Origin of the sequence: Anaerosoma tenue (genome assembly GCF_023161965.1) — a bacterium.
Taxonomy (GTDB): Bacteria; Actinomycetota; Coriobacteriia; order Anaerosomatales; family Anaerosomataceae; genus Anaerosoma; species Anaerosoma tenue.
Genome location: NZ_JALNTY010000001.1, coordinates 935,237 through 956,114, shown reverse-complemented (window position 1 = coordinate 956,114; position 20,878 = coordinate 935,237). Strand labels below are relative to the sequence as shown.

Below are 20,878 nucleotides of genomic sequence, written 5' to 3'. Positions count from 1 at the left end.
GGTACTGCACGCTCGCCGAGGACGGTGATCGGCATTCCAGGACTGTCTCGTTCGCCCCGGGCACGCCTCGGCATAGCGCTCCTCATCACAGCCGCGCTCATCATGGCGCCGTCCGCCGCGATGGCCGTTGACGACTACCCGTTCAAGGGCCAGACAGGTACTGATCCGTGGGGCTTCTACAAGGGCTACTGCACGTCGTTCGTGGCGTGGCGGATGAACCAGAACGCGGGCGAGGGCAGCTTCACCAACTTCATGGACGGCGGCCGGTGGGGCGATGCCGGGAACTGGGCGAATAACGCGCGAAACCTCGGCATCACCGTGGACCGCACTCCCGAGGTGGGGGCGATAGCCTGGTGGGCGGCCGGAACCGTGAGTTCCAGCGGCCATGTGGCGTACGTGGAGGCCGTGAACGCCAACGGCACGATCGTCGTTGAGGACTACAACTACAGCGTGGACCGCGGCTACACGAGGCGCACGATCACCGCGTCGTCCGTGAGCGGCTTCATCCACTTCCACGACCTGCCCGCCGACACCACGCCGCCCGTGATCACGCTTGCGTGCGTGGCCGACGGCGCCACCTACGCGGGTCCGATAACGCCTGCATTCACCGCCTCCGACGCCTCGCTCGCCGCCGTGAACGCCACCCTCGATGGCAGCGCGTTCGCGTCGTGCTCCACGATCTCCGCCGAGGGCGAGCACACGCTCACGATCACGGCGACCGACCGCGCGGGCAACACCGCCACAAGGAGCGTGACCTTCACGATCGACTTCGACGCCGCGGATCCGTCCGTGGCCTTCACCACCATCGCAGGCTCCAACCGCTACGAGACCGCGGCCAGGATGAGCGCGGCGGCGTTCGACTCGGCGGAGACAGTGGTGCTGGTGACCGGCGAGAACTGGCCCGACGCGCTCGGCGGGGCCGCGCTCGCGGGCGCCAAGGACGCGCCTATCCTGCTCACCCGCACTGCTTCGCTTCCGGGAGAGACGCTGGCCGAGATCCGCCGACTGCGGGCGCGCAGCGTGGTGATCCTCGGCGGCGCCGGAGCCGTGTCGACCGCGGTGGAGCAGGCGCTTGTGGCCGAGCTGGGCCCGGGTTCGGTGACCCGCATCGGCGGGGCGGACCGGTACGAGACCTCCGTGTTCGTGGCGCGCGCCGCGCGTGCGGCGCTCGGCGACGGGTACGGCGGGCAGTGCTTCGTGGCCACCGGCGCGAGCTTCCCGGATGCGCTTGCCGCATCGCCGCTCTCGGCGGCCGAGGGATGGCTGCTCGTGCTCACGCCTCCGGACGGCCTCGCGGACTCCACGGCGCGCGCGATGGAGGAGATGCGCGTGTCGCAGGCGGTGGTGCTGGGCGGCACCGGTGTTGTGGGCGCGCCGGTGGAGAGCGCGCTCGAGGCGTGGCTCGGTGGCGCTGCTGTGGAGCGTATCGCCGGCGCCGACCGCTATGAGACCGCCGCGAAAATCGCCGACAGGGCGGTGGCCGAGGGGCTCCAGTGGGAGGGCGCCGCGATCGCCGTGGGCACCGACTTCCCCGACGCGTTGGCGGGCGGCGTGCTGCAGGGCCGCAGCCGCTCGGTGCTGCTGCTCACGCAGGGCACGAAGCTTGCCGATGCGGTGCGTGCGCGGCTGGCGGCGGACTGCGCCGAGGTGCGGTCGCTTCGCTACCTCGGCGGCGACAGCGCGGTGAGCTGCGCCGTGAAGGCCACCGTGGACGGCGTGGTGCGGTAGGGGGCGCTGTCGCGGCGCTACCCGAGCATCTCGCCGAGGAAGTCGCGCCGAAGGTGCAGGATACGGAGGACTGTCACGGTATCGGCCGACGCGCGGTAGAAGATCGCGTACGGCTCCACGACCACGAAGCGGATGCCCGCTGGCAGGAGCCCGTACTCCTCGGAGGAGAGTGGCGCGCCCATGTCGGGGAACTCGCCGAGCGTGCGGACTGCCGTCTCGACGCGGGTGAGCGTGTCGAGCGCCGCCTGGCGGTTGCGCTCCGCGACGTAGGCGAACGCCTCGTCGAGATCGTCTGCTGCCGCGCGGGTGAGCACGACCCGCAGGCTACGCCTCGGCATCATCGATCCTCGCCCGGATGCGGTCGAACACTGACGTAGCGTCGAGCAGCGCCGTGGGGTCCCCGGCCTGGCGGTCCGCCGCGATGAGCCGCGCCTGTAGCTTCACGCGGGCCTCGGCGCGCCTGTACGCTTCGTAGCTCATCACCACGAGGTCGGCCTCGCCGTTGCGGGTGAGGACCACCGGCTCGTCGATCGAGTGGCAGAGCTCGGCCAGCCCGGTGTAGTCCTGGCGGATGGCGGTGGACGGCTTGATGAGCACGTGAGGCCTCCCTGCGCGGATGGCGTGGGATATATCAGGTAACTGTCTGAATTCTAACACCTCCGAAGACTCGTGCAGGACGACCCGAGTCTCACACAAGGCGCTTAACGGGATGTCACCGGAGTCTGACCAGGGAGTGCCATCCGAACCCGTGCGCCGTGGGTAACGTCATACGGGTGGCACTGTATGCGAGATCGTGGAGGGTGACATGAAGCGCATCGGGTGGGTCATCGTGGCGGTAGCGGCTGGTCTGGCGCTTGCGGGGTGCGCAACGAGCGCGCCCGAGCCGCCGAGCACCGAGCCGGATATCCGGGGCGTGGTGACGTCGGTCTCGGATGCAGGTGACGGGGCGTCGTTCCGGGTGGTGTGGATGAACGACGACGCCGTCGGCGCGCAGGAAGATTACGACGCCGCGCAGGTGACCGCGAACGCCGCCACGGAGATCCTCACTCGTGCGGCGGACGGATCGGTGACCGACGCAGCAGTCGACGACATCGCGGTGGGCACGGTGGTGGAGGCGTGGTTCGAGGGGCCGGTGGCCGAGTCCTACCCGGTGCAGGCCACGGCCGGCGCCGTCGTCATCCTCGGCAGCTACAGCGGCGAGCTTCCAGAACCGCCGGGGCTGCAGTAGGGGACGCGGTCACGTCCGTCGGCGCTGCGCTTCCCGTCCGCTGCCGAATGCGCCGAGGTCGAACAGCAGGGCGATGACGATGATCGCCCAGTCGAACCCGACGATCCCGCCGGGCGAGGTGAACACGAGCGCCACCGCGACCCATGGGAAGAACACGAAGCCGAGCACGGCCCAGAGCCACGCGGGCACCGTCCAGCTGCCGAGAGCGACGGTCCAGCTGAACGTGGATTCCACGCGCGCCGGGTCGAAGAACCACCACAGCACCAGTGCCAGGCGCGGCGCGCCCGCAAGCAGAACGGCACCCAGACAGCATCCCATCGCGAGTCCCCCTCGTGAGAGCGGCGTACAGAAGGGATGTACCCAAGGCGGGGGGTGGGGCTGACGCACGGAGCGGGGTGCACGGCAAGCGTGGCGGGCGTGCTGGGCGCAGCCGGCGTGACAGACGCGAGGCGCTCTGTCACTCTCGGGAAGAGATCGTCTGTGGTGGGGGAGATCCGCCGGTTGACAGGCCTCCTGCACAAGAAGGGAAGTTCAATGGCTGCTGGCTCGCTGACTGGTACGAGGACTCGAACAGGCTTCCAGGGGGAACGCTCCGCGCGATCCCTGTACCCGGCGGGGTTCATGCGCCTCGCCATCCTCACGCTCCTGGCAGTGGCTCTCGCGGTCGCGCCGACCATGTTGGCGCACGCAGCGCCCGGGGGGCAGAGTCTCGCGATGGGTTCCGGGGGACACAAGCTGCAGATCCGGAGCGACGGCACGCTCTGGGTGTGGGGCTACAACAACAACGGACAGCTTGGCCTCGGCGACACAGCCGACCGCTTGGTGCCTGTGCAGGCCGGCACCGATACCGACTGGGTCTCGGTCGCCGCGGGCGGCTATGCCGGCGTGGGACATTCGCTCGCACTGAAAGACGATGGCACGCTTTGGGCGTGGGGCTACAACAACTATGGGCAGCTGGGTCTCGGTGACACAGCCAATCGCACCTCTCCCACGCAGGTGGGCACGGACACCGACTGGGTGTCAGTCACTGTGGGACGGCATCATTCGCTCGCGATCAAGGCTGACGGGACGTTGTGGGTGTGGGGCTACAACCCCTTCGGACAGCTAGGCCAAGGCGACACGGTCAATCGCACCTCGCCCACGCAGGTGGGCACCGACACCGACTGGGCGCAGGCGGCTGGCAATGGCTATTCGAGCTACGCCATCAAGACCGGTGGTGCGTTGTGGGCGTGGGGCTACAACTACTACGGGCAGCTGGGTCTCGGTGACACAGCCAATCGCACCTCTCCCACGCAGGTGGGCACGGACACCGACTGGGTCACGGTCCAGAGTGGAGAGAGTTTCGCCATGGGCATCCGAAGCGACGGGACGCTCTGGGCCTGGGGTGACAACACCGCCGGGCAGCTCGGCCAAGGCGACACGGCAAATCGCACCTCGCCTACACAGGTGGACACGGACAGCGACTGGGCGGGAGTGGAAGGCGGTTCCCGGCACGTGATCGCTGTGCGCACGGATGGCACGCTGTGGGCTTGGGGAAACAACTACGCCGGCAATCTCGGTCTCGGCGATCTGAACAACCGCTTGGTGCCCACGCAGGTCGGCATCGGGACGGACTGGGCGTTCCCGGTAGCAGGGGTGAACGACTCCGGCGCTCTCAAGACCGACGGGAGCGCCTGGTTGTGGGGCTACAACCTCGAGGACCATCTCGGATTCGGTGCGGATGCTCCTAGCCGTTTCACGGCTCCCACGCTTCTGGCGGCGCCGCCGGCGCTCGGCCCGATCGGCGACAAGTCGGTCGATGAGCTTTCCGAGCTCACGTTCACGGCGACCGCCACCGATGCGGACGTGCCTGCCGATACGCTCGCCTACTCGCTCGACGCGAGCGCGCCAGTGGGAGCGGCGATCGACAGCGCCACCGGTGTGTTCACCTGGACGCCCACCGAGGCCCAGGGGCCGGGAAGCTATCCGGTCACCGTTTCCGTCTCCGACGGCAAGGGCGGCGTGGACTCCGAGGCGATCACCGTCACGGTGGCCGAGGTGAACAGCGCGCCCGTGCTCGGTGCGATCGGCGACAAGAGCGTGAACGAGCTTTCTGAGCTCACGTTCACAGCGAGCGCCACCGACGCCGACATCCCGGCGCAGGCGCTCACCTACAGGCTCGCCATCCCCGCTCCGGCGGGAGCAGCGATGACGCCCGACGGTGTCTTCACCTGGACGCCCAGCGAGGCGCACGGCCCGGGCAGCTACCCGGTCACCGTTATCGTCACCGACGGCGTCTCGTCTGCGTTCGAGACCATCACGATCACAGTAGCCGAGGTCAACGCCGCGCCCGTGCTTGGCGCCATCGGCGATAAGACGGCCGACGAGCTCGCCGAGCTCACGTTCACGGCGACCGCCACAGACGCCGATCTGCCCGCGAACACGCTGACCTACTCGCTCGCCGCCGGTGCTCCCGCGGGAGCTTCGATCGACAGCACGACCGGCGTGTTCTCATGGACGCCCACCGAGGCGCAGGGGTCGGGCAGCTACGACATCACCGTGGTCGTCACCGACGGCAAGGGCGGCGTGGACTCCGAAACGATCACGGTCACCGTGGCCGAGGTCAACGCCCCGCCCGTGCTTGGCGCCATCGGCGATAAGACGGTCGACGAGCTGTCCGAGCTCACGTTCACGGCCAGCGCCACCGATGCCGACCTGCCCGCGAACACGCTGACCTACTCGCTCGGCGCGGGTGCGCCTTCGGGAGCTTCGATCGACAGCACGACCGGCGTCTTCACCTGGACGCCCACCGAGGCGCAGGGGCCGGGGAGCTACGACATCACCGTGACCGTCTCGGACGGCACCGCGTCCGACTCCGAGACCATCACGGTCACCGTGGCCGAGGTCAACGCCGCGCCCGTGCTCGACGCCATCGGCGACAAGTCGGTCGATGAGCTCGCCGAGCTGACGTTCACGGCCAGCGCCACCGACGCCGACCTGCCCGCGAACACGCTCGCCTACTCGCTCGGCGCCGGTGCGCCTGCCGGAGCTTCGATCGACAGCACGACCGGCGTGTTCTCCTGGACGCCCACTGAGGCCCAGAATGGCGCCCACGCCTTCACGGTCGTCGCCTCAGACGGGGAGCTGACCGACTCCGAGACCATCACGGTCACCGTGGCCGAGGTCAACACGGCGCCCGTGCTCGGCGCGATCGGCGATAAGAGCGTGGATGAGCTCGACGAGCTCACGTTCACAGCGAGCGCGACCGATGCGGACGTGCCCGCGAACACGCTCACCTACTCGCTCGGCGCGGGTGCGCCCGCGGGGGCGGCGATCGACAGCGCCACGGGCGTCTTCACCTGGACGCCCACCGAGGCGCAGGGGCCGGGTACGTACAGCATCACCGTGACCGTCTCGGACGGCACTGCGTCGGACTCCGAAACGATCACGATCACAGTGGCCGAGGTTGCGGATGAGCAGCCGCCCACGAGCACCTACAGCCCTCCGGTGACCAGCAGCGGCGGGACGTCGCCCGACGAGCAGGATTCTGGCGCGACCGCCGATGAGGACGCCCAGAGCGATACTGCGACCGAGACAGACGCGCCCGCCGAGGATACCGATGATGGCGATGCCGAAGCCGAAGACGCCGATGAGGCGGCTGCCGCCGACGAGCCCGAGGCCGACGAGCCTGCAGACGACGAGTCCGGCTTCCCGTGGTGGATGCTCGCGGTGGCCGGGGTGCTTGCCGGCGTGGGGCTCGCCGGATGGGCGATCCGCACGCGGAGCGCGGGGAGTGGTACGTCGTAGCGTAGCGGGCGGGGTGACGCCGTTGGCGGCTTGCGGCCGTCTTCGGCGCGGTAGGCGCTGACTGGCCGGGTGTCCCGCACGGCGCTTTCTGAGAGGTGACCGGGGCCCGCGCTGCGGCATGCCCCTGCGCTAGACTCGGGTCAGTCCTTCCGAGGGGGCAGGTTCGTGACTGCGCAGCATGTCTACACCGTCTACGTGATCCAACTCGACGACGAGGTGTACAGCAGCGCCAAGTTCCGCACGGCCAACCCCGACTGGAACCCGGCCAAGCCGTGCGTGTACGTCGGGTCCACAGCGCTTACGCCTGAGGAGCGGTTCCAACAGCACCTTGCCGGCTACAAGTCGAACGCGTTCGCGCACAAGTACGGCACGCGGCTGATGCCCCGGCTCTATCGCAGCTGGCAGGACTACCCCACGCGCGAGGAGGCCGAGCGCGCCGAGGAGCGGCGTGCGCTGAGCCTCCGTAAGCGCGGCTACGCTGTCTGGTACGGCATCTAGGGGCGGCCGTCCCTCTGGCCCCTGTAGTCGAGCGGATCGATGCAGCGCTCGTACTCCGCGCGCGTGATGGGGAGCGGCGCCGCACCCTTGATTGCCGGCGTGTGCCTTCCATCGTCGGCCACGGGATACGCTGAGTACACCTTCATCCAGCGACCGGTCTCCGCACGGATCCTGTGGATATCCGTCACCGCCCCGCTGAGGTCCTGGTCCTGACTGAAGAGCACTGCGACATCGTAGGCACCCTCGCGCGCCAGGCGGACCATGTCGAGTGCGATCCGCACGTCGACGCCCTTCTCACGGGCGATGCGCACCGAAGCGCGAGTACCATCGGGCAGGATCACAGGTTCGTCTGCGTAGGCGAGGTTCCGCGAGTAAACGTCGACACCCCGGGTACCCAGAACGGTGAGTTTGCGGCTCCAGAAGTCGTACCAGAACCTGTTCTCACCGGGCTTGTGGATGCCGGTGTAGAAGTGAAGTCCGGCGCACTGAAGGCACTGACGCGTGCATACCAGCTGCGCGAGGGCTACCACATCGTAGTTCGGGTATGAGTAGCCGAAGCAGTGCTTCACCGAGCGGAACAGGTTCTGGCCGTCGAAGAAGACATGAGTGCGGAGGATGGCCGGCACGGGAGGTGCGGCGCTGCGCTCTGCTCCGAGAAAAGACTGACCCCGCCAGTGGCCCGAGGGCTGATCCAGCGGGGTAAAGATACGACGATATTCCATCGGCTCGCGGTCCCTGTCAAGCGATGCGGTCGGTGCTGACAGGCCGAGTCTCGTACGAGGCGCTTATCGGAATGTCACCGGAATCCAAACCCCACGCATCCCCTGCGCTACACTGGCATCACGCCCCGCCCGCCGAGAGGATCCGCCCATGCGCGGCTTCATCGGGAACACCGACTACGACTGGTACCGCTTCTTGGCGGCGCAGCCGGACATCGACGAGGTGAACTTCTGGCAGCCGTCGGGAGGCGGCGGCAGGTTCGGCGTGGTGAGCCCGGGGGAGCCGTTCTTCTTCCGCCTCAAGTCGCCTCACAACGCGATCGCGGGCTTCGGGTACTTCGCGAGCTACAGCGCGCTTCCGGCGTGGCTCGCGTGGGAGAGCTTCGGGCGCACCAACGGCGCCGCCGACTTCGACGAGATGCGCGCGCGGATCGAGCGCTACCGTCGCAGGAGCGGCGCGACGGACCCCGGGCGGCCGGGCGACTATGCGATCGGCTGCATCATGGTGGCAAGCCCGGTGTTCTTCCCGCAGGAGCTCTGGGTGCGCGAGCCGGCCGACTGGGCACCCAACATCGTGCGCGGGCGCGGCGAGGACCTCACGCGCGGCGAGGGTCTGCGCATCTTCACCGAGTGCCTGGAGCGGGCGCAGCAGCTGGGCGTTCCGACGCTTCTCGCCGAGCCGGACCGCCCCCGCTACGGCGAGCCGACGCTCGTGAAGCCGCGGCTCGGGCAGGGCATCTTCCGGGTGTCGGTACTCGATGCGTACGACCGCGCGTGCGCGGTCACGGGCGAGCACTCGCTGCCGGTGCTCGAGGCGGCGCACATCATGCCGTACGCCGACGGCGGCACACACGACGTCACCAACGGGCTGCTGCTCAGAAGCGACATCCACCGCCTGTTCGACCTGGGCTACGTGACAGTCACGCCCGAGTACCGCTTCAAGGTCTCCGACGCGCTTGCTGAAGATTTCCATAACGGCAGGACGTACTACGCCGAGCGGGATCGGCGTGTGGTGGTGCCCGATGCCGAGTGGATGCAGCCGAGCAGGGAACTGCTCGCGTGGCACGGCGAGAGCGTGTGGCGGGGGTAGTCTAAAGCCCGCCGACAGTCCGTCAGCGGGCCCTGAGCCCCCTCCTGCGCATGTTCACTCCCTAGTGTTTGGTCTTGTCGACGAGGATGAATCCGTTGCCCGTCTTGCTGGTCGGGGGCAGAGGGTTACCTTTCGTTGACGTGACCTCATGCCCGGTGCGGCCGCCCCGGGGGCCGATCTCCTCGTACTGGCCGGATGCCGGGGTTGCCTGGCCGGGCTTGAGCGACTTCGCCACTGCGCGCACCTCCTTTCGAAGCGCACCTGTGTTTGGTAGACAAAAGTTGGTATAGTCTATCTGCACGTCAACCAAGGGGAGGCTTCATGTCGCTCGGCGCGCGCTTGCATCAGTACAGAACGGCCCGCAACTACACGCTCGACGAGCTCGCCGAGCGCATGGGCGGGCTTGTCTCAAAGCAGGCTTTGTCCAAGTACGAGCATGATCGCGCCACGCCGCGCCCCACGGTGCTGATCGCACTCGCCAAAGCGCTCGACGTGAGGGCAGCACATCTCATGTCCGAGCCGCGGTACCACTTCGAGCCCGTTGCATACCGCGCGCTGGCCTCACTGCCGAAGAAGGAGCAGGAGACGATCGAGAGCGCGGTCGAGCTTGAGCTGGAACGTCGGCTCACCCTCATGGACAAACTCGGTATCACCCCCGAGTACCCATTTAGTGAACCGCTGGAGATCAGGGATGATGTTCGTGAGGTGGAACATGCCGCCGAGGAGCTACGCCACGCATGGAATCTCGGCGGTGCCCCAATCGCGAGCGTCGTGGATACCCTGGAGTCCAAAGGTGTGCACCTGATCGATGTCGATACCGAGCGGAAGTTCGATGGGCTTACGGTGATCGCGACGGACGAGACCGGCAAGCGTGTTGCATGTGGCATCGCGGCTCGCCTTGAGGTATCCCAGGCCAGGCAGAGAATGAGCCACGCACACGAGCTCGGTCACCTGGCCGTTCGAGTCACTGAGAGCGTTGATGAGGAGGCGACGGCGCGTCGGTTCGCGGGGGCATTTCTGTACCCGGCGGATGCAGTCCAGACCGAGTTCGGTGCACGCCGCAGCCGCGTCACCGTCGACGAGCTTCTGGCCGCCAAGAAGCGCTGGGGGATGAGCGTTCAGGGTGTGCTTCGCCGTCTCCGCGATCTCCAGGTGATTGACGAGACCAGCTACAAGTGGTGGTGCATGTTCGTGAACCGCGCCGGCTGGCGCACGGAGGAGCCAGGCGAGGAGCCGCGGGAGCACTCCACGTGGGTGGAGACACACGCGCATCGCGCGGCCGCCGAAGGACTCATCGCGCGGGAGGCGCTGGCCGAGTACATCCCTGCCGTCAGCAGTCGAACAGCACCGGAGGATATCGACCGCCGTGCGCTCCTGAGGCTGCCGCTTGCCGAGCGCAGGGCTTACATGCGAGCACAGGCTGAGGCGCATGCGGCGGAGTACAACGCCATGATCGACCAAGCGTGGCTGGATGCGGACCTGGGCGAATGGGATCACGAGCATGAATAGCCCTATTCGCGGTGAGATCTGGTGGGCGGACCTCGAGCCGACTCGGGGCGATGAGATCAACAAGAAGCGACCGGTCGTGGTGTTGAGCTCCGACGATGTCGGAGTGCTCGCAATCAAACTCATCGCGCCGATCACCGGCAGACCGCCGAGCAGAGCGAGCCATCCCTGGCTCGTGCAGGTGCGACCCACTAAGGCCAACGGACTGACGAAGGACGGGTGCGTCGACGTTCTACAACTGCGAGGTATCGCTCTAGAGCGGTTCTCCAAGCGCATCGGCGGGTTGAGTCCTGATGATATGGACGATGTGCTGGCGGCGATTGCGCTTGTGATGGAGATGGACTGCTAGCAGCGGGGTGTCAGCGTGGTGCGGTATGGTGTCATGCGAAGTGGAGTAGTGCGGGTCAGGCCGTACTCCCACACGATGCCCGGAGGCGGAGGACCATGGTTCCGCGATTCCAGAAAGCGCATTCGGACTTGCTTCGGTGGCGTGAAACGCAGCCAACCCTCTTGGACGGTCTGGACGTGAGTCGGGATATGCAGAGCATCGTCCGGGCCATCGATGCGGCCTTCAAGAGCGAGGTGCTTGAGTATCGGGTTCGCTCCGCGCTCAACTCGCAGGAACTCAACGAGGCTGATGTCTCCCGGGTTCCACCGCACGAGACACTCACTGGTGTGCATCGGTGGGACTTCGATTGGTGGCTGACTGAAGCGACACTGCGCTCACTGCACGCGGGCATCGATGCCCTAGCCCAACTTCTGAACGCAGTGTTCGAGCTCGGTGTCGACCGCGACAGTAAGAAGCTTCCCTCGGATGTTGTAGTCAAGCTGGCGGAGGATAGCAGCCTCCAAGCGGTTTCAACCGCGGTGAAGAATCTCTGGGATTCACCCGAGTGCCGCGATCTATGTGCGCTTGTCAATCACCTGAAGCACTCTGGCTTCCCCGAGAGGAATGCGAAGGATGCTCCGGACCCGCTCAGTCGGACGACGACCATTGATGAGTTCTCGCACCAAGTGACCACGTTCGGCCCGTGGGGTCCTGCTGATATCGAAACGATGATTGATGGCTTCCGGCGGCACGCCATCGAAGTCCTCGAGGTCGCGGCGGCAACTCGGAAGTCGGCCTAAACCCGGCATCCACGCCGAAGGTGCGCGTGCGGTAGACTTCAGTCGCCGACATCGAGCGGCGCGCCGCAGGTGGTGCCGAAACACGTTCGACAGAGCAAATCGGGGAGTATGCCGTGGGTGATCTCAGCGCGATCGAGCAGCGGAAGCTAGAGCGGCTGCTCGGTATGCACAACGGTTACGTGCTGGAGTTCTCCAACGCCAGTTTCGGCGACTTCTTCGCGGATGTCGCGCACATAGACATCTATGACGCGAAGTACGCTCGCGGGGGGACCTCGAAGGCCAATCGCATGCGCGCATTCTGGGAGCTTGAGCCCAACTACACCGTTGCCACTGTACTCGGTACACTATTGGAGAACTGGGAATACTTGCCTACGGTTGGCTTCAAGCCGCCTACTCGAGAGGCACTTGCGATCATCGAACGATTGCGCGGATGTGGCCCCGTGGTGGACACGAGCGCGCTTGCGGCCCCGGTGGGTGCAGACGAGGCATTTGTTACCGTGGCACGGCACGTTCGCGAAGCGATTGAGCGTAATGAGCCTGAGGCCGCAATAGATCGGCTGCACACCTTCATGGTCAAGTACTTGCGTCGGCTCTGCACGCGTCGGGGCATAGAGGTGACCCGGGACAAGCCCCTCCATAGCCTAATGGGCGAGTACTCCAAGGCAGTGCGTGAACAGGGTCCCATCGAATCAAAGATTACGCTTCGGATACTGCGGTCGACGATCTCAATCCTCGAGGATCTCAATAGCGCTCGCAACGAGCGTAGTTTGGCGCACGACAACGACTTGATGGACCACGATGAGAGTGTGCTGGTGTTCTCGCATGTCTCGTCGGTCGTCTGGTTCTTGGGCTCGGTTGAGAGTCGAGTTGATCGCGAGATTGGCCATGCGTTGGACTGGGACGACCGAATCCCCTTCTGAATTTGCCTGCCTAACAAGCGCTTCAGCCGACGGCACAACCGGTAAGCTGTGAAGGGAAGTCAGTGGCGCACAGCTGAAGCGCCGTGACTTTAGGACAAGCACAGGGGGATGCCCGGTGACGGACGAGCCCGGACTCACTCCAGAGGAAGCGGAACTCAAGGCCGCAATCGACGCGGTGGTGGAGTCGCCGAGTCCCAAGAAGCTGGTCGTCGCCGGCCCTGGAACCGGGAAGACGACGCTCTTCAAGTTGATTCTCGAGTCCTCACCCGATGACCCGGACAAACGCATCGTCCTCACCTTCATCAACAACCTGAAGAGCGACCTGGAGGCAGATCTCGGTCACCTTGCACACGCCCATACGCTGCATTCCTTCTGCCTAGGGCTCTTGCACCGAACTCCCTCGCTCAGGGGTGCGCTGACCCAAGACGCACGATGCTGTCCAAACCTGGCTTCGTTGATTTCGGAGGACTGGGAGATAATCCACCAGACGGAGGCGCCCAAGTTCGTGTCAGAAATGCGCGCTCTGGCTGAGGGGAACAACCTCGACTTCTATCTCGCCCGCGGGGACTACTACGATGCGGTGGATTTTGACGACTCTGTGTATCGCGTGCACGCGGCGTACGCCTTAGGTCACGCCTCGCCAGATTCGTACGATCTGGTTCTGATCGACGAGTATCAGGACTTCAATCGGCTCGAAGCCTCCATCATTGATGCTCTTGGGGAGACCAGCAACATGCTGGTCGCTGGTGACGATGACCAGGCACTGTACAGCCAATTCCGTGACGCAAGCTGCGATTACATCAGAGGACTGAGCCAGGCCGGGGAGTATGAGGTCTTCACCCTGCCGTACTGCATGCGATGTCCGAAAGTGCTGGTCGATGCAGTCGCCGACATCATCTCCAGAGCTCGCGAAGAGCATTGTCTCGACGGCAGAATCGACAAGCCATACAAACACTTTCCGCTGGCGAAGGGCGAGGACAGCGCCAAGTACCCCACAATCGCCAATGTGCGAACTTCGGTGCAAAGCAAGAAGGTCAACTACATTGGTCGGTTCATCGCTCAAGCCGTTGATGTAATCCCGCCGGATGAGGTGCAAGCCGCAGCTGCCGCTGGATATCCGGCTGCTCTTGTCATAGTCGCACGTCCGTATCGTGACCAGATTGTTGAGCACCTTCAAGAGAGCGGCTATCGCATCGAGACGCGGGTCGAGCCTGCGAGCGGGATTCAGCGGGCTGCTGGGCTTGCGATCCTGAAGGAAGACCCGGGCTCAAGCCTAGGATGGAGAATCCTTCTGCATTGCGACCAACCGTCGTTCGGGAGCGCATCCATTGCTGCCACCGCTGACGGTTCAGTGGCCCTCGTAGACACGTTGCCAGCGGAGTACCGCGAGCCCTGCATGGAAGAGGCCGCGGCTTTCGAGCCGCCAGACGACGTGGACGTGGAGGGCCACCCCGCTGATGAGGACGAGCGTCCGCTTGTGAGAGTCACGTCCTTCGAGGGGTCGAAGGGGCTTTCAGCACAGCATGTCTTCATCGCTGGCCTTCACGACGGCGAACTCCCAGGCGATCCCGCTGCCGTGAAGGACATGGAGATATGCAGGTTCATTGTCGGACTGACTCGAACAAGAAAGCGCTGCTACCTGATTCACACGGGACACTTCGGCACCAAATGGCTGAAGCCCTCGTGCTTCATCTCTTGGATTGCAAGTGAGAGACTCGAGGATGTAGTTGTGAACAAGGACTACTGGTCGGACGACGGCGACGGTGAGTGATCACGGTGTCGTCCTAGCCCGGGGGTCGAGCGGACGCGCCTCGCTCGCAGGTTATCGGTCAGACGTTGGGCACTCCGATCGGAAGGTACCGTGAGTTGGTCCCCATCAAGCTCGACTGGTCATTCGATTACGGTATGGAGTTCCTCGACCACGCGTGTCAACTAGTCGATCAAGCACTCCGCCGTCACTACAAGCGAGTCGAGAGTGACTTCGACCTCGCAGACCAGTTGGACATTCCCGAGCTCATCGAGTACGTGATCGGGCTCGGTTTCGCAGCGTGTCAGGGATACATCACGGGCGTGTGTTCAGAGATGTCGGTCTCCAAGACCGCCTCTCTTGATGTGGGGCGTTGTCATCCTACGGGGGCAACGATTGCCCGGCTGACAAACCATGCCGCCAACTGGTGGAAGCACTGCGACGAGTGGTCCGAACCGCTCAGTAGCAGCGCCCAAAGAACCCACGATGGTTTGGTGGCGCTGGGAGTTCAGGATTCCTACCCGCTGACAAACGCACTGCAGATCCTCACCTCTATGGATTATCCGCTCTTCGGGGACTTGGTCCCTCAGCTATCAGCATGGCGTGACTCCGTGCTCGATGAGGCCAGCCCGTACGACAGGACGGGTGGGTAATCCGCGCTTTCGCCAGAAAGCCTGCCCGAGTCCGGTGGACTCGGGCAGGAAGGGCGAAGGGGCGCGCTTCAGGTGAAGCGCAAACACGTTGGATATTCACACGGGATTCTCCGCTCTCTGTCTCGGTCGCGGCGAGCAGAAGGCGCGATGAGCGCGAGCGCCTCCACAGTCACGCGGCAGCGAGCCATGCACGGAGTTGCGACTCCGTCGGTGAGCCGGAGGGTGAGGCGGATGTCGTTGCTGTCGAGTTCTGTCGATACGGATGGAGGCACAAGTGCAGGAACCTAACGGATCTCGCGAGTGGCTGCTGTTTGTCGCGACGCTGAAGGCGCTTCTCGAGGTCCGCCTTAGGCGCCCCGGGAAGCCGAATCTGAACGCTTACCGGCAGTTCATCGATGAAGCGTGTGGTGCCCTGCGCCAGGACGCATTCATCCGCGAACTGGACAAGGCTCTCACGGCTAACGATGCGGAGACCGGTGTTGAGGACGCCTTCAAGCGGCTGCTCCGGCTCGAAATTGCAGCTTTCGGCGACAGCTACATGGAAGTCACCGACCGAGACCCACTCCATGAAGTGCAAGACGCGAGGCGTGTCGCGCCTCCAGTCAAGGGCCAGTGGATTCACAAGACAGCAACCGCGGGTGACATGCTGGGTGCTGGTCGAACGGTGCTCGGAAGTCTGCGCGAAGGCCTGGATCTTCTGCCTGCCTGGGCTCGTGGCATTCTCAAGGCGGGCGAAGAGGCGGTCTCGATTGTCGCTTGAGCTTCCGCCAGTACGAAGACTTATGATGTTTGCCATGGCCGCCTTGGCCATCACCAACTCCGGCATGAGGTAGACTCAATCGGGGTGGCGAGGCTATCTAACTTCCCCAGGCACATCAGCAGCGTACTGGGAGCGCAGTCCATGGCTGAGCGTTCACACAGCATATTCGCGCACGGCCCGTGTGATCCACGACGGATTGTCCGCGTCGCATGAGCCTGATCAAGTCACAACAGCGCGTCGTCGACCACGGGGAGGTCTTCACGCCCGCGTGGCTGGTCGATGCGATGCTCGATCTCGTGCAAGGCGAGACTGAGCGGATCGACTCGCGCTTCTTGGAGCCAGCGTGCGGGAGTGGCAACTTCCTCGTCCGGATTCTACAGCGCAAGCTCGCCGCCGTGGAGCTGAAGTTCGAGAAGTCCGACTTCGACAAGCGCCACTTCACCCTACTCGCCCTGATGTGTTGCTACGGCATCGAGCTTCTCGAAGACAACGTCGCCGAATGTCGCGCGAACATGCTCGAGGTCCTGTCCGATTACCTGCGGCTCGAAGAATCGGAAGACCTGCACCGCGCCGCCTCCTACGTGCTCTCGCTGAACCTGGTTCGTGGCAACGCGCTCACGATGCGCACCAGCGACGACCAGGCCATTACCTTCGCGGAGTGGGGCTACCTGGGCAAAGGTAGGTTCCAGCGGCGTGACTTCCGGCTAGACGCCCTCACCCAGATGGCTGCGCTCCACGCTGAGGGGTCGCTCTTCTCTCAGCTCGAGAAGCACGAGATCCTCACGCCGACCAAGACCTACCCACCAATGACGGTGCGTGAGCTGGCCGAGGTGGGCACCAGCGATACGTTTGGGAGGGCGGAATGAACGGTCAGGCGAACCTCTCACTCCGCGGTCGCAATCCCGATGTGCTTACGTGCATTGCGAACCTCTCGAATGATGAGGTCTTCACTCCTCCCGAGCTCGCTAACAGGATGCTCGACACTCTCGCCAATGCATGGATGGCCGACAACAACGGGGCAGACATCTGGTCGGACCCGTCGGTCAGGTTCCTTGACCCGGTCACGAAATCCGGGGTCTTCCTCCGTGAGATCACAAGCCGCCTCAATAGGGGTCTTGCCGACCAGATTCCCGACCTTCAGGAGCGCGTCGACCACATCCTGACCAAGCAGGTGTTCGGGATCGGGATCACGCAGCTCACCAGCCTGCTTGCGCGCAGGAGCTTGTACTGCTCGAAGCACGCCCAGGGCGAGCACTCCGTCGTCACGTCGTTCTCGAGCGACCACGGCAACATCTGGTTCGAGCGCACCGAGCACACCTGGGTCGACGGCCGCTGTCGATACTGCGGCGCCAGTAAGAAGACTCTGGCGCGAGGCGATCAGCTTGAGACTCATGCCTATGCGCTTATCCACGCCGACGACACGAAGGCCCGGGTGGCCGAACTCTTTGGAGGAGACATGCAGTTCGATGTGATTATCGGCAACCCGCCGTACCAGCTGGATGACGGTGGCTACGGCACCAGCGCAGCACCGATCTATCAGCTGTTCGTTGACCAAGCGAAGGCGCTTGAGCCGCGGTATCTGTCCATGGTCATACCCGCGCGTTGGTTCGCCGGTGGCAAGGGCCTCGATGAGTTCAGGGAATCGATGCTCTCCGATAATCGCCTGCGGTCCATCGACGATCACCTCAGTGCGTCGGATGTCTTTCCGGGCGTCGGGCTCAAGGGCGGCGTGTGTTACTTCCTCTGGGACCGCGACAACCCCGGACCCTGTACCGTTTCCACGCACTTCAAGGACTGGCCGGTCTCTACCAGCACTCGTGCGCTGCTCGAGCCCGGCGCGGATGTGTTCATCCGCTTCAACGAGGGGCTCTCCATCCTCAAGAAGGTTGTCGCGGCGGAGAGCGGACAATCAGATTCGATATCCCTTCCCGAGGGCAAGCGCTTTGACCAGCTGGTCAGCTCGAGCAAGCCCTTCGGACTCCGCACGTTCTTTCAGGGCAAGTCAACCAAGTCACCCGACGACCTTCTCGTTCATCAGAACGGTGGAATCGGGTATGCCGACCGATCCTCGATCACCGCGGGTACTAACTTGATTGACAAGTGGAAGGTCTATGTCGGCGCCGCTGCGCCCGGGACCGGCAACAGGGATACCTATCCGCACAGGGTGCTAAGCACTCCATTCGTCGGAGAGCCTGGCACCGTGTCTTCGGAGACCTACCTCTGCATTGGGCCGTTCGATACTCGGGCAGAGGCCGAAAGTGCCCTGTCGTATCTCACGTGCCGACTGACCCGCCTCCTCGTACTCCTGCATAAGCCCTCTCAGCACACGAGCCGCAAGGTCTACACCTTCGTGCCGACTCAGGAATGGACGAGGGTGTGGACTGACAAGGATCTCTACGAGAAATACAGCATCTCTGAAGACGAGATTGCCTTCATCGAGAAGCTCGTGCGTCCGATGGACTTCCAGCGGAGTCTCGAAGAATGACCAGGACGATCGAGGACATTCTCGTACCCAAGCCGCAGGCGCGTCCGCGGATCTACGCTTACACCATCCACGATGAGGCCCATGCCGGTCTTCTCAAAGTCGGCCAGACCACCCGCGATGTGAAGCAGCGCATCGCCGACCAGCTGAAGACAGCCGCCATCAAGAACTTCACTATTGAGCTAGATGAATCCGCTGAACGTGACGATGGGACCGTGTTCACCGACCACGAGGTGCGCGCAGCGCTTGTTCGAAAGGGTTTCGAGAACGTCGACCTGGAGTGGATGCGCTGCACGGTTGCTGATGTGCAGACCGTGCTGGCTGAGCTGCGCACCGGCCAGAAGTTCGCGGGTACCCATCACCAGACCTTTGCCATGCGCCGCGAACAGGCCGAGGCCGTGGAGAAGACGCACGCCTACTTCCACTCGATATGGGCTGAGGACATGCACGCTGTTCCACGTTTTTTGTGGAACGCGAAGATGCGCTTTGGCAAGACGTTCACGACGTACCAGCTGGCCAAGAAGCTCGGGGCGCGCCGCGTCCTGGTGGTGACATTCAAGCCGGCGGTCGAGGACGCGTGGCAGACAGACCTCGAGACCCACACGGACTTCAACGGGTGGCGGTACATGTCCCGTCACTCCGATATGGACCCCACCAAGATTAGTCGCAGGACGCCGCTTGTCTACTTCGGCTCCTTCCAGGACCTTCTGGGCCGCGATGAGGCCGGCAACATCAAGGCGAAGAACGAATGGCTGCACAAGGTTGAGTGGGACCTCGTGGTCTTTGATGAGTACCACTTCGGCGCATGGCGAGAGACCGCCAAGGAGCTCTTCGAGGGCGAGGATGACGCGGTAGCCAAGAAGGAGGCCAAGCTCGAGTACACCGCCAGCCTGGAGGAGATGAACCAGGACCTGAGCGAGCTTTCCGAGAAGGAGACGGAGTTCCTTCCCATCACGACCAAGGCATACCTTTACTTGTCAGGCACGCCTTTCAAGGCACTGGCTACGGGCGAGTTCATCGAGGAGCAGATTTTCAACTGGACATACACCGATGAGCAGCGCGCGAAGGAGCAGTTCGCAGCGGCGCACCTTGGTGCATGGAATCCCTATAGTGCGCTGCCACAGATGCGTCTGCTCACGTACCAGATGCCTGATGAGCTGCTGGCGATAGCCAGCGCAGGGGAGTTCGATGAGTTCGACCTGAACGCGTTCTTCACTGCGACGGGAACGGGCAAGAATGCGCAGTTCCAGCACAAGAGTGACGTGCAGAAGTGGCTGGATATCATCCGCGGTTCATACGCGCCGCACAGGATCGAGAACCTCAAGTCCGGCACGCGGCCACCCTGGCCGTATTCGGATGATCGGTTGCTGCCCTATATGCAGCACTCGTTCTGGTTCCTGCCTGATGTCGCTGCGTGTCACGCGATGGCGAACCTGCTCGCGGAGAAGCACAACACGTTCTGGCACGACTACGCAGTGGTGGTCGCAGCCGGCGCGTCCGCTGGTATCGGCCTTGAGGCGTTGCCGCCGGTCCGTTCAGCGATCGGAAGCGGGTTCGAGACGAAGACCATCACGCTGTCCTGCGGGAAGCTCACGACGGGCGTGACCGTGCCGCAGTGGTACTCGATACTGATGCTACGCAACCTCACCTCGCCGGAGACCTACTTCCAGGCCGCATTCCGGGTGCAGTCGCCGTGGTCGATCCGCAATCCCAACGGAGACGACCCGAACGAGGAGGAGATCCTCAAGCCGGTCTGCTTCGTGTTCGACTTCGCGCCCACGCGCGCTCTTCGGCAGCTCTCAGAGTACGGACTAGGGCTCTCACCCGGCGAATCCAACCCGGAGAACGCCGTCAAGGACCTGATCTCATTCCTGCCGGTGCTCGCCTACGACGGCGCCAACATGATGCAGATCGATGCGGGTAGCATCCTCGACATCGCCATGGCCGGTACCTCGGGAACGCTGCTGGCTCGGAAGTGGGAGTCTGCGTTGCTGGTGAATGTCGACAACGACACCCTGCGCCGGATCCTGGACGACCCCGAAGCGCTTGCTGCCGTGGAGCGCATCGAGGGTTGGCGCGCGCTCGGCGACAACGTCATCGAGACCATCATCAACAAGAGCGAGAAGATCACAGAACTCAAGAACAAGGCGAAGGAGAGCGGTCTCACCGCGAAGGAGAAGCGTGAGCTTACCGCGGAGGAGAAGGAGTTCAAGTCGCAGAGGAAGCTGGTCCAGGAGAAGCTGATCAAGTTCGCTACGCGGATTCCCGCTTTCATGTATCTGACGGACTTCCGCGAGAACACCCTCCAAGATGTCATCACCAAGCTCGAGCCCGACCTGTTCCTCGCTGTCACCGGCCTTACGGTGAAGGACTTCCACCTGCTCGTGAGACTGCGTGTGTTCAACACAGAACGGATGAACCAGGCTGTGTTCGCATTCCGACGGTACGAGGATGCGTCCCTGCGGTACACGGGGATCGACAGTCATCCCGGGCTCACGCACTACGGCCTGTACGATACCGTGGTGGCACGAGAAGAGGCGGGCGTGTACGGGTAGGGAGTCAAGCTTGTCATAGGATAGGCCGAAGTACTGAGTGAAGGCTGGGTGGCATCGGGGCGACCGGTTCGGACGCTG

At 64.1% G+C, this 20,878-nt stretch carries 20 protein-coding genes; 15 read left to right on the top strand and 5 right to left on the bottom strand.

Annotated elements, in window-relative coordinates:
• Positions 1 to 24 precede the first annotated feature (24 nt).
• Positions 25 to 1,728 carry a cell wall-binding repeat-containing protein gene (locus tag MSB02_RS04705; RefSeq protein ID WP_267194045.1) on the top strand — a complete coding sequence of 568 codons (1,704 nt, stop codon included), beginning with the start codon at positions 25 to 27 and terminating at the stop codon, positions 1,726 to 1,728.
• Between the two features lie 17 nt (positions 1,729 to 1,745).
• Here MSB02_RS04705 and MSB02_RS04700 read toward each other — a convergent pair whose 3' ends face one another.
• Entirely contained in the window at positions 1,746 to 2,066 is a 321-nt protein-coding gene (locus MSB02_RS04700; protein ID WP_267194044.1) for a type II toxin-antitoxin system RelE/ParE family toxin, read from the bottom strand.
• Positions 2,053 to 2,325 carry a type II toxin-antitoxin system prevent-host-death family antitoxin gene (locus tag MSB02_RS04695; RefSeq protein WP_267194043.1) on the bottom strand — a complete coding sequence of 91 codons (273 nt, stop codon included), beginning with the start codon at positions 2,323 to 2,325 and terminating at the stop codon, positions 2,053 to 2,055. Before MSB02_RS04695 ends, MSB02_RS04700 begins: the two co-directional genes overlap by 14 nt.
• 208 nt (positions 2,326 to 2,533) lie before the next feature.
• Here MSB02_RS04695 and MSB02_RS04690 point away from each other — a divergent pair, with 208 nt between their 5' ends.
• Positions 2,534 to 2,956: a DUF3221 domain-containing protein gene (locus tag MSB02_RS04690; protein WP_267194042.1), complete on the top strand. Its 423-nt coding sequence runs from the start codon at positions 2,534 to 2,536 to the stop codon at positions 2,954 to 2,956.
• Positions 2,957 to 2,965: 9 nt separating this feature from the next.
• Here the strand turns inward: MSB02_RS04690 and MSB02_RS04685 are convergent, their stop codons facing one another.
• Entirely contained in the window at positions 2,966 to 3,274 is a 309-nt protein-coding gene (locus MSB02_RS04685; protein WP_267194041.1) for a hypothetical protein, read from the bottom strand.
• A 303-nt stretch (positions 3,275 to 3,577) separates the two neighbouring features.
• On the opposite strand from MSB02_RS04685, the gene MSB02_RS04680 reads away from it, so the two are divergent.
• Together MSB02_RS04680 and MSB02_RS04675 are read left to right on the top strand one after the other, a co-directional pair.
• Positions 3,578 to 6,742 (top strand): putative Ig domain-containing protein, encoded by a 3,165-nt coding sequence (locus MSB02_RS04680; RefSeq protein WP_267194040.1) that lies wholly within the window; start codon positions 3,578 to 3,580, stop codon positions 6,740 to 6,742.
• Positions 6,743 to 6,907: 165 nt separating this feature from the next.
• Entirely contained in the window at positions 6,908 to 7,240 is a 333-nt protein-coding gene (locus tag MSB02_RS04675; RefSeq protein WP_267194039.1) for a GIY-YIG nuclease family protein, read from the top strand.
• Here MSB02_RS04675 and MSB02_RS04670 read toward each other — a convergent pair.
• Complete coding sequence (locus MSB02_RS04670; RefSeq protein WP_267194038.1) at positions 7,237 to 7,866, bottom strand: NYN domain-containing protein; 630 nt, start codon at positions 7,864 to 7,866, stop codon at positions 7,237 to 7,239. The genes MSB02_RS04675 and MSB02_RS04670 overlap by 4 nt on opposite strands.
• Before the next feature lie 244 nt (positions 7,867 to 8,110).
• Here MSB02_RS04670 and MSB02_RS04665 point away from each other — a divergent pair, with 244 nt between their 5' ends.
• Entirely contained in the window at positions 8,111 to 9,049 is a 939-nt protein-coding gene (locus tag MSB02_RS04665; protein ID WP_267194037.1) for an HNH endonuclease, read from the top strand.
• Positions 9,050 to 9,110: 61 nt separating this feature from the next.
• On the opposite strand, the gene MSB02_RS04660 is transcribed toward MSB02_RS04665, so the two are convergent.
• Positions 9,111 to 9,293 (bottom strand): hypothetical protein, encoded by a 183-nt coding sequence (locus tag MSB02_RS04660; RefSeq protein WP_267194122.1) that lies wholly within the window; start codon positions 9,291 to 9,293, stop codon positions 9,111 to 9,113.
• A 77-nt stretch (positions 9,294 to 9,370) separates the two neighbouring features.
• On the opposite strand from MSB02_RS04660, the gene MSB02_RS04655 reads away from it, so the two are divergent.
• The 10 genes from MSB02_RS04655 to MSB02_RS04610 all read left to right on the top strand — a co-directional run bounded on the left by MSB02_RS04655 (position 9,371) and on the right by MSB02_RS04610 (position 20,800).
• A complete protein-coding gene (locus MSB02_RS04655) occupies positions 9,371 to 10,558 on the top strand; it encodes a helix-turn-helix domain-containing protein (protein ID WP_267194036.1) in 1,188 nt (395 codons plus the stop codon).
• Positions 10,551 to 10,904: a type II toxin-antitoxin system PemK/MazF family toxin gene (locus tag MSB02_RS04650; RefSeq protein ID WP_267194035.1), complete on the top strand. Its 354-nt coding sequence runs from the start codon at positions 10,551 to 10,553 to the stop codon at positions 10,902 to 10,904. Before MSB02_RS04655 ends, MSB02_RS04650 begins: the two co-directional genes overlap by 8 nt.
• A gap of 188 nt (positions 10,905 to 11,092) precedes the next feature.
• Positions 11,093 to 11,683, top strand: a complete 591-nt coding sequence (locus MSB02_RS04645; protein WP_267194034.1) for a hypothetical protein — start codon at positions 11,093 to 11,095, stop codon at positions 11,681 to 11,683.
• Positions 11,684 to 11,796: 113 nt separating this feature from the next.
• A complete protein-coding gene (locus MSB02_RS04640; RefSeq protein WP_267194033.1) occupies positions 11,797 to 12,603 on the top strand; it encodes an abortive infection family protein in 807 nt (268 codons plus the stop codon).
• A 115-nt stretch (positions 12,604 to 12,718) separates the two neighbouring features.
• Positions 12,719 to 14,374: a UvrD-helicase domain-containing protein gene (locus tag MSB02_RS04635; RefSeq protein ID WP_267194032.1), complete on the top strand. Its 1,656-nt coding sequence runs from the start codon at positions 12,719 to 12,721 to the stop codon at positions 14,372 to 14,374.
• Between the two features lie 95 nt (positions 14,375 to 14,469).
• Positions 14,470 to 15,003, top strand: a complete 534-nt coding sequence (locus tag MSB02_RS04630; RefSeq protein WP_267194031.1) for a hypothetical protein — start codon at positions 14,470 to 14,472, stop codon at positions 15,001 to 15,003.
• Positions 15,004 to 15,277: 274 nt separating this feature from the next.
• Entirely contained in the window at positions 15,278 to 15,763 is a 486-nt protein-coding gene (locus MSB02_RS04625; RefSeq protein ID WP_267194030.1) for a hypothetical protein, read from the top strand.
• 209 nt (positions 15,764 to 15,972) lie between these two features.
• Positions 15,973 to 16,629 (top strand): DNA methyltransferase, encoded by a 657-nt coding sequence (locus MSB02_RS04620; protein WP_267194029.1) that lies wholly within the window; start codon positions 15,973 to 15,975, stop codon positions 16,627 to 16,629.
• Positions 16,626 to 18,248: an Eco57I restriction-modification methylase domain-containing protein gene (locus MSB02_RS04615; protein WP_267194028.1), complete on the top strand. Its 1,623-nt coding sequence runs from the start codon at positions 16,626 to 16,628 to the stop codon at positions 18,246 to 18,248. Before MSB02_RS04620 ends, MSB02_RS04615 begins: the two co-directional genes overlap by 4 nt.
• On the top strand, positions 18,245 to 20,800 hold the full coding sequence (locus tag MSB02_RS04610; RefSeq protein ID WP_267194027.1) for a DEAD/DEAH box helicase family protein: 2,556 nt from the start codon (positions 18,245 to 18,247) through the stop codon (positions 20,798 to 20,800). The genes MSB02_RS04615 and MSB02_RS04610 overlap by 4 nt, the downstream gene beginning before the upstream one ends.
• The last annotated feature ends 78 nt before the right edge of the window (positions 20,801 to 20,878 follow it).